General features: G+C 75.0%; 1 protein-coding gene (cut by a window edge). It reads right to left on the bottom strand.

Translation table 11 applies throughout. The features are described from left to right. A protein-coding gene (locus MUY22_RS36355; protein ID WP_247051699.1) for a type I polyketide synthase crosses the window boundary here: on the bottom strand, nucleotides 1–14,693 show its 5' portion. Its footprint begins 12,859 nt before the window's first position; the window shows 14,693 of its 27,552 coding nt (coding positions 1–14,693); the start codon lies at nucleotides 14,691–14,693; its stop codon lies off the left edge, out of view.

Here is a 14,693-nt window from a genome sequence, read left to right as displayed (position 1 = left end):
GTCTTCTCGAAGCACGCGGCGATCGCGACGACGGCGTCCTCCGCCCCGGCGACGACGACCGAACGCGGCCCGTTCACGGCGGCGATCGAGACGTCCGGGCCGAGCAGCGGGCGCACTTCTTCTTCGGTGGCCTGCAGCGCGATCATCGCGCCGCCGGCCGGGAGCGCCTGCATCAGCGCACCGCGGGCGGCGACGAGCGTGCACGCGTCTTCGAGGGACAGGACCCCGGCGGCGTGGGCCGCGGTGATCTCGCCGATCGAGTGGCCGGCGACGAGGTCGGGCTCGACGCCCCAGGACGCGGCGAGCCGCAGCAGCGCGACCTGGAGCGCGAACAGCGCGGGCTGGGCGAACTCGGTGCGGTCGAGCGCGTTCTGGTCGTCGCCGCGGACGACGTCGGCGATGCGGTCGCCGAACCGCGCGAGCACGGCGGCGTGAGCCTCGGCGAACACCGGGAACCGTTGGGACAGCTCATGTCCCATCCCGGTGCGCTGGCCGCCCTGCCCGCTGAAGACGACCGCGGTGCGGCCCGGGACGACCTCGCCGGTGACGGCCGCGGGGTGCGACCCGAGCGCGGTCAGGGCGTCGGCGTGGTCGGCGAGGACGACGGCCCGGTGCGCGAACCGGGAGCGGGTTGTGGCCAGGGAGTGGCCGACGTCCAAGGGGTCGGCGGTCAGCCCGGCCAGCTGCGCGGCCTGGGCGTGCAGGGCCTCTTCGGACTTCGCGGACAGCACCCACGGCACGACTTCCGGCCGGGGCGCCGCGGGGGTGGTCGGTGTGGCGGGCGGCTGCTCGACGATCGCGTGGGCGTTGGTCCCGCTGATCCCGAACGACGAGACCGCCGCGCGGCGCGGGCGGCCCGTCTCCGGCCACGCGGTCGGCTCGGCGAGCAGGGTGACCCCGCCCTCGGCCCAGTCGACGCGCGACGACGGCGTCTCGGCGTGCAGGGTCCGCGGCAGCACGCCGTGGCGCATGGCCAGGACCATCTTGATGATCCCGGCGACACCGGCGGCGGCCTGGGTGTGCCCGAGGTTCGACTTCACGGAACCCAGCAGCAGCGGCGTCTCGCGATCACGGCCGTAGGTGGCGAGCAGGGCCTGGGCTTCGATCGGGTCGCCCAGCGACGTCCCGGTGCCGTGGCCTTCGACCGCGTCGACGTCCGATGTGGACAGTCCGGCGTTGGCGAGGGCCTGGCGGATGACGCGTTGCTGCGACGGGCCGTTGGGCGCGGTGAGGCCGTTGGACGCGCCGTCCTGGTTGAGCGCGGAGCCGCGGACGACGGCCAGCACCGGGTGCCCGAGCCGCCGCGCGTCGGACAGGCGTTCCAGCAGCAGCATTCCGGCGCCTTCGGACCAGCCGGTGCCGTTCGCGCCGTCGCCGAAGGAGCGGCAACGGCCGTCTTCGGACAGGCCGCGCTGGCGGGAGAACTCGACGAACGTCGACGGCGTCGACATCACCGTGACGCCGCCGGCCAGCGCCAGGTCGCACTCCCCCGACCGCAGCGCCTGCGCGGCGAGGTGCAACGCGACCAGCGACGACGAGCAGGCGGTGTCGACCGTGACGGCCGGGCCTTCCAGCCCGAGCACGTAGGACACCCGGCCGGAGGCGACGCTGCCCGCGCTGCCGCTGGTCTGGTAGCCCTCGGCGTCCTCGCTGCCGTCGAGCAGGCGGCTGTAGTCGTGGTACATCACGCCGGCGAAGACGCCGGTGGCGCTGCCGCGCAGCACGACCGGGTCGATCCCGGCGCGCTCGATCGCCTCCCACGACGTCTCCAGCAGCAACCGCTGCTGGACGTCGGTGGCGACCGCTTCACGGGGGCTCATGCCGAAGAACTCGGCGTCGAACTGCCCGGCGTCGTGCAGGAACCCGCCGTGGCGGGTGTAGGACGTCCCGGCGTGGTCGGGATCCGGGTCGTAGAGCGCGTCCAGGTCCCAGCCGCGGTTGGCGGGGAATTCCGAGATGGCGTCGCCGCCGTCGTTGATCAGGTCCCACAGCTGCTCGGGCGTGGTGACGCCGCCGGGGTAGCGGCAGCTCATGCCGACGATGACGATCGGGTCGGTCGTGGTCGCGGCCTTGCGGACCTCGGCGACCGGCGCGTCGGCGTCGAACAGCTCGGCCAGGAGGTGCTCGGCCAGGGCGGTGACGGTCGGGTGGTCGAAGACGAGGGTGCTCGGCAGCCGCAGCCCGGTCGCCGCGGCGAGGCGGTTGCGCAGGTCGACGCCGCTGAGCGAGTCGAACCCGAGGTCGGAGAACGCGCGACCCGGCTCGATCGCGGCCGCGTCGGCGTGCCCCAGCGCCAGGGCGACGTGCGTGGCGACCAGGCCTTTCAGCGCTTCGGCGCGTTCGGCGACGGGGAGCTGGGTGAGCGTGCCGGTGAGGTCCCCGGCGGCCGCGGTGGCCCGGCGGCGGGCCGGGCGGACGAGGCCGCGCAGGACGTGCGGGATCTCCGGCTGCCGGCGCACGGCGGCCAGGTCGAGCGGCAGCGGCAGGACGGCGGGTTCGCCGGTGCCGCGGGCGGCGTCGAACAGCGCGAGTCCGTCCTCTGTGGACACCGGTGGCATGCCCGCTTCGGCGAGGCGCCGCAGGTCGGTGTCCGAGAGCGTCGCCGTCATGCCGCTGCCGGACTCCCACGGGCCCCAGCCGAGCGAGCGCGCGGGCAGGCCGTCGCGGTGACGGCGGCGGGCGAGGGCGTCGAGGAAAGCGTTGGCGGCGGCGTAGTTCGCCTGTCCCGCGCCGCCGAAGGTGCCGACGACCGAGGAGAACAGCACGAAGTCGGTGAGGCCGGTGGTCAGCTCGTGGAGGTGCCAGGCGCCGTCGGCCTTGGCCCGCAGGACCTGCTCGAAGCGTTCGGGGGTGAGGGCGGCGAGGGTGCCGTCGTCGAGGACGCCGGCGGCGTGCACGACGGCGGTGATCTCACGGCCGTCCAGGAGGCGCTCGACGGCGTCCCGGTCGCCGACATCGCACGCGGCGACCTCGACGTGCGCGCCGAGCGCGGCCAGCTCGTCGAGCAGGCCGGGTGCGGTGCGGCCGGACCGGCTGACCAGCAGGAGGTCACGGCGCCCACGGGCGGCGAGGTGCTTCGCGACGGCGCTGCCGAGGCCGCCGGTGCCACCGGTGATCAGGACGGTGCCGTCCCGCTCGTCGACCTCTTGCGGTGTTTCAGTGATCCGCGCGAGCCGGGCGGCGTGGACCTGGCCGTCGCTGATCTTGAGCACCGGTTCGCCGGTGGCCACGACGGCGGTGGTCAGCGGTGTGGAGTCGTCGGTGTCGACGAGCACGAATCGGCCGGGGTGCTCGGCCTGCGCGGAGCGGACGAGCCCCGCGGCGGCCGCGCCGACCGGGTCGGTGCCGTCGAGCGCACCTCGCGTGACGACGACCAGCGTGGCCGCGTCGTCGCGGGTGAGCCAGTGCTGCAGCTGTGTGAGGACCCGGCCGGTTTCGCGGCGCAGGGACAGCGGCACGTCACGCAGGTCTCCGGCGACCGGCCAGGCGACGAACTCGGGCGGTTCGGTCAGCGACGCGGGGTCCTCGGTCTCGAGGATCGGGTCCGCCGCCTGCACCGGGATCGGCGTCCAGTCCAGGCGCAGCAGGGACCGCGCCTGCGTCCGGGTGGCCGGGCCGGTGCGGCGCAGGGTGAGGCGGTCCACCGTGACGACCGGGGTGCCCGACGGGTCGGCGGCGGTGACGCGGATCGCGTCGCCGTCGCCCGGGGTGAGCCGCACGCGCAGGGCGGACGCGCCGGTGGCGTGCAGCGAGACGCCGTGCCACGAGAACGGGACGCTGCCCGTGAAGTCGGGGCTCAGCAGGGAAACCACGCGCAGGGTCGCGTCGAACAGGGCCGGGTGCAGGCCGTAGGCGTCCGGCTGGTCCGTGCTCGGGAGCGCGACCTCGGCGAAGATCTCGCCCTCGCGGCGCCAGGCGGCGGACGGGCCGGGGAACGCGGGGCCGTACCCGAGGCCGTCTTCGGCGAGCCGTTCGGTCAGGCCGGTCAGGTCTAGGGGTTCGGCGTCGGCGGGCGGCCAAGCCTCGAAGTCGTCGGGGGCTGCGGTGTCCGGGACGAGCCAGCCCGCGGCGTGCCGGGTCCAGGGTTCGTCGGTGCCATCCGGGCGGGACGAGAACGTGAACTCGCGGGAGCCGGCGTCACCAGGGGCGCTGACGCGCAGCTGGAGCTGTCGTCCGTCCGCATGGAGGACCAGCGGGGCCTCGATGGTGAGTTCGTCGACGCGCTCACAGCCGAGGTCGGCGCCCGCGGCGAGGGCGAGTTCGACGAACGCGGTGCCCGGCAGGACGGGCTCGCCGTGCACGGTGTGGTCGGCGAGCCACGGCCGGGTCGCGGTGGTGAGCAGGCCGGTGAGCACGACACCGCCGTCGTCGGCGAGGTCGAGCGCCGCGCCGAGCAGCGGGTGCCCCGCGGCGGCCAGGCCGGCGCCGCGGAGGTCGCCGGTGGCGCGCGCGACGGGCCAGAACCGGCTGCGCTGGAAGGGATAGGTGGGCAGGTCGACGGTCCGCGCGCCGCGGCCTGCGAACCACGCGGCCCAGTCGACGGTGGTCCCGGCGACGTGCACCCGGGCGAGCGCTTCGAGGACGGCCACGGTTTCGGGGCGGTCCCGGCGCAGCACCGGCGTGACGACAGCGTCCGCGGCGTCCGCGTCGACCATCCCGGCCAGGACGGCGTCCGGCCCGACCTCTACGTACGTGGTGACGCCGGCGTCGGCGAGCTTCCCTAGGGTGTCGCCGAACCGAACGGTGGCCCGGACGTGCTCGACCCAGTACTCCGGTGACGTCACGTCCCCGGCGGCGATCACCGGGAGCTGCGGCTCGTTCAGGGTCAGCTCGGCGACGACCGCGCGGAAGCCGTCGAGCATCGGGTCCATCAGGTGCGAGTGGAAGGCGTGGCTCACCTTGAGCCGGGTGGTCTTCTCGAACTTCGCCGCCACTTCCAGCACCGCGGCCTCGACGCCGGACAGCACGACCGAACGCGGGCCGTTGACCGCCGCGATGTCGACGCCGTCGGTGAGCGCCGCGCGAACGTCCTCTTCGGACGCTTGCACCGCGACCATGGCGCCGCCCGGCGGCAGGGCCTGCATCAGACGGCCACGCGCCGCGACCAGCGCGCACGCGTCGTCCAGCGTTAGGACACCGGCGACGTGGGCGGCGGCGATCTCGCCGATCGAATGCCCGGCGACGTAGTCGGGGCGCACACCCCATGAGGCGAGCAGTGCTGCGAGCGCGACTTCGATGGCGAACAGTGCGGGCTGGGCGGTTCCGGTCTCGGCGATCAGGGCGGGATCCGTGCCCCAGACGACGTCCCGGAGTTCCGGGTCGAAATGGGCGAGGACCTCGTCCAAGGCCGCAGCGAAGACCGGGTATTCCTCCGCCAGTTCGCGACCCATGCCGAGCCGCTGGGCGCCTTGGCCGGTGAACAGGAAGGCGACGCTTGGTGCAGCCGCTTGGCCCCGGGCCGCCTCTCGCACTCCGTCCGGAGTCGCCAGGAGGACGGCTCGGTGGGTGAAGGTCGCGCGGGTGGTGACCAGGGAGTATCCGGCGTCGAGCGGGTCGAGCCCGGCCAGCCGCCCGACTTGGGCGTCGAGGGCGGCGTCGGAGCGGGCCGAGAGCACCCACGGCACGACCGGCGGGACCGGCCGCGGTTCGGGTGTGTGCGCGGGCGCGGGGGCTTCGATGACGACGTGGGCATTGGTGCCGCTGATCCCGAACGACGAGATCCCGGCCCGCCGCGCCCGGTCGACCGCGGGCCAGTCGCGGGCCTCGGCGACCAGTTCGACCGCGCCGGTGTCCCACTCGACGTGGGACGACGGCGTCCCGGCCCAGAGCGACTTCGGGACGACGCCGTGGCGCATGGCGAGGATCATCTTGATGATGCCCGCGACGCCGGCGGCGGCCTGGGTGTGCCCGAGGTTGGACTTGACGGAACCCAGCAGCAGCGGCGTTTCGCGGTCCTGGCCGTAGGTGGCCAGCAAGGCTTGGGCCTCGATCGGGTCGCCGAGCTTCGTGCCGGTGCCGTGGGCTTCGACGACGTCGACGTCCGAAGTGGACAGTCCGGCGCTCGCGAGGGCCTGACGGATCACGCGTTGCTGGGACGGGCCGTTCGGGGCGGTGAGACCGTTGGACGCGCCGTCCTGGTTGACCGCGGAGCCGCGGACGACGGCGAGGATGCGGTGGCCGTTGCGGAGCGCGTCCGACCGGCGCTCGAGGACCAGGAGGCCGACGCCTTCGGACCAGCCGGTGCCGTCGGCGTCGTCGGAGAAGGACTTGCAGCGCCCGTCGCCGGCGAGGCCGCCTTGACGGGCGAAGTCGAGGAACGTCGCCGGGGTGGACATCACCGTCACGCCGCCGGCCAGCGCGAGGGAGCACTCCCCCGACCGCAGCGCCTGCGACGCCCAGTGCAGCGCGACCAGCGACGACGAACACGCCGTGTCGACCGTGACCGCGGGGCCTTCCAGGCCGAGCGCGTAGGAGACGCGGCCCGAGGCGACGCTGCCGGCGGTGCCGTTGACGTCGAAGCCGCGCGCGTCCGGGTCCTGCCCGGCGGTGACGGCCGCGTAGTCGTGGTACATCACGCCGGCGAAGACGCCGGTGTCGGATCCCTTGAGCGACAACGGGTTGATGCCCGCCTGCTCGAACGCCTCCCACGACGTCTCCAGCAGCAGCCGCTGCTGCGGGTCGGCGCTGAGCGCGTCACGCGGGGAGATGCCGAAGAAGTCGGCGTCGAACTCGGCGGCGCCGTGCAGGAAGCCGCCGGCGCGCGCGAAGTCCGCGTCCGGGACGTGCCAGCCGCGGTCGGCCGGGAAGCCGGTTATCCCGTCGCGGCCCTCGGTGAGGAGGTCCCACAGCTCGTCCGGGGTCGTCACGTCGCCGGGGTAGCGGCAGGCCATGCCGACGACGACGATCGGGTCGTCGGTGCGCGCGGTGGTGACGGTCCGGGTCGGCGCCGGGCTGTCCCCCTCGACGAGGGTCTTGAGGAAGGCGCTGACCGCGTCGGGGGTCGGGTGGTCGAAGACGAGGGTGGCGGGCAGGCGGAGGCCGGTCGCCTCAGCGAGGCGGTTGCGGAGTTCGACCGACGTCAGGGAGTCCAGGCCGAGTTCGCGGAAGGTCAGGGCGGGGTCGACGTTAGCCGCGGAGGCGTGGCCGAGGACGTTCGCGACGGTCGTGACGACGACGGCGCCGAGGTCGGTCGCGGGCTGAGCGGTGGCCGCGCGGCGCGGGCGCGGCGGCGCGAGTCGGTGGAGGATCGGCGGCACGGAGTCGAGGGCCCGCAACGCGGCGCGATCGAGGTGCGCGGCGACGACGACCGGGTCTGGTCCGTCCAGCGCGGCGTCGAACCAGGCGAGACCGTCGTCGACGGAGTGCGTCGGCAGGCCGGCGCGGGCCATCCGCCGCAGCTCGGTGTCGGACAACGTCCCGGTCATGCCGCTCTGCTGCGCCCACGGCCCCCACGCGACGGCCCGGCCGGGCAGCCCCGCGGCCGTCCGGGCCCGGACCAGCTCGTCGAGAGCGGCGTTGGCGGCGGTGTAGGCGCCCTGGCCGCCGTTGCCGAGCACGCCGAAGACGGAGGTGAAGACGACGAAGTTGGTGAGGTCGGGCAGCAGCTCGTGCAGGTGCCAGGCGGCGTCGACCTTGGGCGCGAAGACCCGGGCGAGCCGCTCGGGGGTGAGGGCGTCGAGGACGCCGTCGTCGAGCACCCCGGCGGCGTGGACGACACCGGTGACGGGGTGCTGGGCCAGCAGCTCGGCCAGAGCAACGCGATCGGAGACGTCACAGGCGGCGACGGTGACGTCCGCGCCGCGCTCGGTGAGTTCGGCGGTCAGGTCGGCGACACCGGGAGTCTCAGCTCCACGCCGCCCGGCAAGCACGAGCCGGGTGACCCCGTGGCGAGCGACAAGGTGCCGGGCGACGTGCGCCCCGAGACCGCCGGTACCACCGGTGATCAGGACGGCACCATCACCCCAGCCGGCCGAGGTCGGCTCGGCGACGGTCGCGGTCGCGGGCACCGGGGCGAGGCGAGGTACCTCCACCCGGCCTTCGCGCACGCGGATCTCGGTTTCTCCCGACTCCGGCAATGCGGCCAGGGCAGCTGCCAGCGTCTCGTCCACTTCGGACTCGGCTTCTTCCAGCGACAGCAGGAAGAAGCGGCCCGGACGTTCCGCCTGAGCCGAGCGGACCAAACCCTCCGCAGCCGCCGCGGCTGGGCCGCCGCGGGTGAGGAACACCAGCTGGGCTTCATCCTCCAAGTGGTCACGCAGGTGACCCAGGACCGCCGACGTCACCAAGCGGATGCCGTCCGGAGCCGAGAGGCCTACCGGGTCCGGGACCGGCACCACGAGCACGTCGGCCGCCGAAGGCACCGCGCGGCGGCCCGGTAGGAGTGCATCCAGGTCGTCCGGGCCCACCGACGCCCACGTCAGGTCCGCCGGGGTGCCCAGGTCCTTCGGCGTCCACTCGACGCGCAGCAGCGGTGGCGGGCCCGCCGGGGCCGGGTCGGCCGGCGGGCGCAGGACCAGGGAACCCACCGTCGCGACCGGAGCGTCGGCGGCGTCGGTCAAGGACAGCGTCACCGTGTCCGGGCCCAGCCTGCGGATGCGCAGCCGCACGGCCGAAGCGCCCACCGCGTGCAGTGCGACGTCCGACCACACGAACGGCAAGCGAGCGCGTGGCTCGGCGTCCAGGCCCAAGAACGGGACCAGGTGCAGCGCCGCGTCGAACAGCGCCGGGTGCAGCAGGTAGCCCTCCGCGTCACCCGCCGCGGACGGCAAGGTCAGGTCCGCGCACAGGTCGTCACCCTCGTGCCAGGCCGCCTGGACGCCGCGGAACGCGGGGCCGTAGTCCAGGCCGGCCGCGGACAACGTCCGGTACATCTCCTCGACGTCGAGCGGCGAGGCGGCGGGACCTGACGACGTCAGGACCGGTGCGGCAGCTGAAGGGGCCAAGCGACCGGTGGCGTGCCGCGTCCACGCACCGCCGGGCGTGCGCGAGTGGATGGAGACCTCACGGCGTCCCGCCGGGTCGGGGCCCCCGACGCGGACCCGGATGCTCACGCCGTCGCGTTCCAGGGGCAGGGGCGCCGTCACCGTCAGCTCGGTGAGCGCGCCGCAGCCCAGTTCGACGCCCGCGCGCAGCGCCAGCTCGACGAAACCGGTGCCGGGGAACAGGATCCGCTCTTCGACGACGTGGTCGGCCGGCCACGGCAGCGACGACGGCGAGAGGTGCCCGGTGAACACCGAGCCGTCGTCGCCGGGCAGCTCGACCGCCGCGCCGAGCAGCGGGTGCCCCGGCCGGTCCAGGCCCAGCTCCACCGGGGCGGGACGCGCGGTGACCCAGAACCGCTCGTGCTGGAAGGGGTACGTCGGCAGCGCGACGCGACGCGCGCCCGTCCCGGCGAAGTAGGCGTCCCAATCCAGGGGGACGCCGAGCAGGTGCAGCCGGCCGAGTGCGGCGGCGACGGCCGGTTCCTCGGCGCGGTCGGCGCGCAGCAGCGGCACGGTCGCCGCGCCCGGCAGGGCCCGCGCGATCATGCCCGACAGCGTGGTGTCCGGGCCGATCTCGACGAACGCCTCGGTCCCCGCGGCCTGCAGCGTCGTCACGGCGTCGGCGAACCGCACGGTCGCGACGACCTGCTCGACCCAGTACCCGGGATCCGTCAGCTTCTCGGTTTCGATCCGGCCGGTGACCGTCGAGACGACCGGGATCGACGGCTCGTGGAACGTCAGACCTTCGGCGACGCGGCGGAAGTCGTCGAGCATCGGGGCCATCAGCGGCGAGTGGAACGCGTGCGACACCGAAAGCCGCCGCGTGTCCTCGAACGCCGACGCGACCTGCAGCACCGCATCCGCGACGCCGGAGATCACCAGCGACGAGGGGCCGTTGATCGCGGCGATCGTGACGCCGTCGGCCAGCAGCGGCCGGACCTCGTCCTCGGACGCGCGCAGCGAGACCATCGCGCCGCCCTCGGGCAGCGCCTCCATCAACCGGCCGCGCGCGGCGACCAGCGTGCACGCGTCGGCCAGCGACAGGACACCGGCGACGTGGGCTGCGGCCAGCTCGCCGATCGAGTGCCCGGCGACGTGGTCGGGCCGCACACCGAGCGACTCGGCGAGGCGGAACAACGCGACCTCGAGCGCGAACAACGCGGGCTGCGCGGTACCGGTGCGGTTCAGGACAGCGGCGTCGTCGGTGCCGATCGCAGCGTCGAAGTGGTTGACGACCTCCTGGTACGCGGCGGCGAACACCGGGAACCGGGCGGCGAGCCCGGCGCCCATGCCGACGCGCTGGGTGCCCTGCCCGGCGAACAGCACCGCGACGAGCGGCTCGACCGGCGGCGCCGTCCCGCGGGCGACCTCGGCGAGCCCGTCGGGCCCGGCGAGCAGCACGGCCCGCCGGTCGAACGACGTCCGCGTGGTGACCAGCGACGCGCCGACGTCGACCGGGTCCGCGTCGACCGCGCGCAGCTGCTCGACGGCCGCGTGCAGGGCGTCGTCGGACTGCGCGGACACGACCCACGGCACGACGGCCGGGACGACGTCGCGCGCCGGCTCGGCCGGCTCGAAAGCGGGCGCCTGCTCCAGGATCAGGTGGGCGTTGGTTCCGCTGATGCCGAACGACGAGACCGCGGCCCGGCGTGGCTGCTCCCCCGCCGGCCAGGCACGCGCCGCCGTCGCGAGTTCCACCGCGCCGGCCGTCCAGTCCACGTGGGACGACGGGACGTCGGCGTGCAGCGTGCGCGGCACCGAGCCGTGGCGCATCGCGAAGATCATCTTGATCACGCCGGCCACCCCGGCCGCGGCCTGGGTGTGCCCGATGTTCGACTTCACCGAGCCCAGCACGAGCGGGCTCGGCCGGTCCTGGCCGTAGGTGGCCAGCGCGGCCCGGGCTTCGATCGGGTCGCCGAGGCGGGTGCCGGTGCCGTGCGCTTCGAGGACGTCAACGTCCGATGTGGACAGTCCGGCGTCGCCGAGGGCCTGGCGGATCACGCGTTGCTGCGCGAGGCCGTTCGGGGCGGTGAGGCCGTTGGACGCGCCGTCGGAGTTGACCGCCGAGCCACGGACCACGGCGAGGACGTCGTGGCCGAGTTCGCGGGCCCGCGAAAGCCGTTCGACGACGACCATGCCGACGCCCTCGGCCCAGCCGGTGCCGTCGGCGCCGTCGCCGAACGCCTTGCAGCGGCCGTCCTCGGACAGGCCGCCCTGCTTGGCGAACTCGACGAAGATGCCGGGTTCGGCCATCACCGTGACGCCGCCCGCGATGGCCAGGGACGTCTCGCCGGACAGCACCGACCGGACGGCGAGGTGCAGCGCGACCAGCGACGACGAACACGCCGTGTCCACCGTGACCGCGGGGCCTTCGGTGCCCAGTACGTACGCGAGGCGGCCGGAGACGAGGCTCGGCGAGGTGCCGGTGAGGACGTACCCCTCGGCGTCGCCGGTCGCTTCGGCGAGCTTCGGGCCGTAGTCCTGCGCGGTCGCGCCGACGAACACGCCGGTCGGCGTGCCGCGCAGGGACAACGGCGCGATGCCGGCGCGTTCGAGGGCTTCCCAGGCGACTTCCAGGACCAGCCGCTGCTGCGGCTCCATGGACTGCGCTTCACGCGGCGAGATGCCGAACAGGCCGGCGTCGAACCCGGCGACGTCGTCGAGGAACCCGCCGGGACGGCCGGTGTCCAGGACGGCGGCGGGCCAGCCGCGGTCGCCCGGCATGGCCGCGATCGCGTCGACCTCGCCGTCGACGAGGCGCCACAGGTCTTCGGGCGAGCGGACGCCGCCGGGGTACCGGCAGCCGATGCCGACCACGACGACCGGGTCGGCCGCGCCGCCGGCCGCCGGAGCGGGGCCGGCAGGCTCGGCGACGAAACCGGCCAGGTAGCCGGCCAGGTCGCGGGCCGTGGGGTGGTCGAAGACCTCGGTCGTGGCCAGCGTCCGGCCGGTGGCCGCGCCGACGCGGACCGCGAGGTCGACGTTCATCGCCGAGTCGAAACCCAGCTCGCGGAAGGAGGTGTCGGGGTCGACGCCGCCGGTGACGCCGAGGACCGCGGCGGCCTCGCCGCGGACCAGCCGCAGCAGGTCGCGGCCGGCCGGCGGCGCGGGCGTGGCCCGGGCGGGCTCGGGGGCGTCGAACCAGTGCCGCTCCCGGTCGAACGCGTAGGTCGGCAGGTCCAGCACCGCACCCCCGCCGGTCACGGCGGTCCAGTCGACGTCGAGGCCGTGCACGTACAGCCCGGCCAGGGCCGCGACGGCGCCGTGGTCCTCAGGCCTGCCGGACAGCGAGGCCCGCACGGTGACGGGTTCGCCCTGGCCGTCGAGGGACGCGCGGACGAGCGAGGTGAGCGTGCCGTCCGGGCCGAGCTCCAGGAACGCCGTGACGCCTTGACGCCACAACGTCGTCACGGCGTCGGCGAAGCGGACGGTCTCGCGCGCCTGCCGGACCCAGTAGTCCGGCGACTGCAGCTGGGCCGCGCTCAGCGGGCGGCCGGTCACCGTCGAGACGACCGGCAGCACCGGCGGCCGCAGGTCGAGCTGGTCGACGACGCCGCGGTACTCCGCCAGCATCGGGTCCATCAGCGGCGAGTGGAACGCGTGGCTCACCGGCAGCCGCGTCACCTTGCGGCCGTCGGCCTCGAACCGGGCGGCCAGCGCGAGCACCGGCGCTTCGGGCCCGGCGATGACGACGGACGCGGGCCCGTTGATCGCGGCCAGGACGACGTCGCCGGTCAGGTGCGGCTCGACCTCGCCGGCGGCGGCGCGGATCGAGACCATCGCGCCGCCGGCAGGCAGCGAACCCATCAGCCGGCCGCGGGCGGTGACCAGCATGCACGCGTCGTCCAGCGACAGGACGCCGGCGACGTGCGCGGCAGCCAGCTCGCCGACCGAGTGCCCGGCGACGAACGCCGGGGCGACACCCCAGGAGGCGAACAACCGGTACAGCGCGACTTCGAACGCGAACAGCGCGGGCTGGGTGTGCCCGGTCTCGTCGAGGACCGCGGCGTCGGCCGAGCCCTCTTCGGCGAACAGGACGTCCCGCAGCGGGCGTTCGGTGTCGCAGCGCGCGCAGATCTCGTCGATCGCGTCGGCGAAGACGGGGAACCGCGTGTACAGCTCGCGGCCCATGCCGGGCCGCTGGGCGCCCTGGCCGGGGAACACGACGGCCAGGCGCGGGGCGTCGGCGGCGGTGCCCGCGACGACGTCGGCGGCCGGGTCGCCGGCGGCGAGGGCGGCCAGCGCGGCCGCCCGGTCGGCGGCCAGGACGACGGCGCGGTGCGGGAACGCGCTGCGGGTGGTGACGAGCGAGTGCGCGACGTCGAGCGGGGCCGCGTCGAGGGCGGCCAGACCGGTGGCCTGGCCGCGGAGGCCGCCCGGGGTGCGGGCCGACAGCACCCACGGGACGACCGCGCGCGGACCGTCCACACGGGAGCGTCCGGTGGTCTCGACCCGCTGGGGCGGGGCGGAAAGCACGAGGTGGCAGTTCGTGCCGCCCATGCCGAAGGACGAGACACCCGCGTACGCCGTCGCCTCGGGCCACGGCCGGACGTCGGCGGTGACGCGCAGGCGCCACTCGTCGAACCGGATGGCCGGGTTCGGGTGCTCGTGGTTGCGGCTGGGCGGGACCTCGCCGTGGGCCAGGGACAGCGCGACCTTCAGCAGGCCGGCGATGCCCGCCGCGCCTTCGAGGTGGCCGATGTTCGTCTTCACCGAGCCGACCCACAGCGGGTCGTCGCCGGGGCGGCCGGGCGCGAACACCGCGCCGAGCGCGGCCGCTTCCAGGGGGTCGCCGACGCGGGTGCCGGTGCCGTGCAGCTCGACGTAGCGCACCGCGTCGGCCGGGACGCCCGCGCGGCGCAGCGCGGCCCGGACGACCGCTTCCTGCGCCTGCGCGCTCGGCGTGGTGAGGGTGTCGCTGAAGCCGTCGTTGTTGACCGCGCCGCCCTCGATGACGCAGTGGATGCGGTCGCCGTCGGCCAGCGCCGCTTCGAGGGGCTTAAGGACGACGAACCCGCCGCCCTCACCGCGGACGTAGCCGTTGGCGCGCTCGTCGAAGGTGTAGCAGCGGCCGTCGGGCGAGAGGCCGCCGAACCGGTCGGCGGCGACGGTGCTCTCCGGCGCGAGGTTGAGCTGGACGCCGCCGGCCAGGGCCAGGTCGGCTTCGCCGCTGCGCAGGGCCTCGCAGGCCAGGTGCACGGCCACGAGCGAGGACGACTGCCCGGTGTCGACGGACATGCTGGGCCCGCGCAGGCCGAACGTGTAGGAGATGCGGTTGGCGACGACGGCGCGGCTCTGGCCGGTGAGCGTGTGGTGCCCGATGGCGGCGGCGCCGCGCCGCTTGAGCAGGGTCGCGTAGTCGTCCGCGCTGGAGCCGACGAACACGCCGGTCGCGCTGCCTTCGAGGCGGGCGGGGACGATCCGCGCGTCTTCCAGGGCCTCCCAGCCCAGTTCCAGGGCGAGGCGCTGCTGCGGGTCCATCGTCGCGGCTTCTCGCGCCGGCACGCCGAAGAAGGCGGCGTCGAAGGTGTCCACATCGGACAGGAAGCCGCCGCGGCGGGTCTCCGGCGGGACCGACGAGCGGCGCTCCGGCGGGACGTCGGTGGTGCCGTCGGCGCCTTCGCGCAGCAGCGTCCAGAACGCGCCGGGCCCGTCGGCCGACGGCAGCCGGCAGGCGAGGCCCACGACCGCGACGGCACCTGCACGGGCCAC

This window comes from Amycolatopsis sp. WQ 127309 (genome assembly GCF_023023025.1).
Classification (GTDB): Bacteria; Actinomycetota; Actinomycetes; order Mycobacteriales; family Pseudonocardiaceae; genus Amycolatopsis.
The sequence above is the reverse complement of the archived record's forward strand: the minus strand, read 5'-3'. Positions and strand labels throughout refer to the sequence as shown.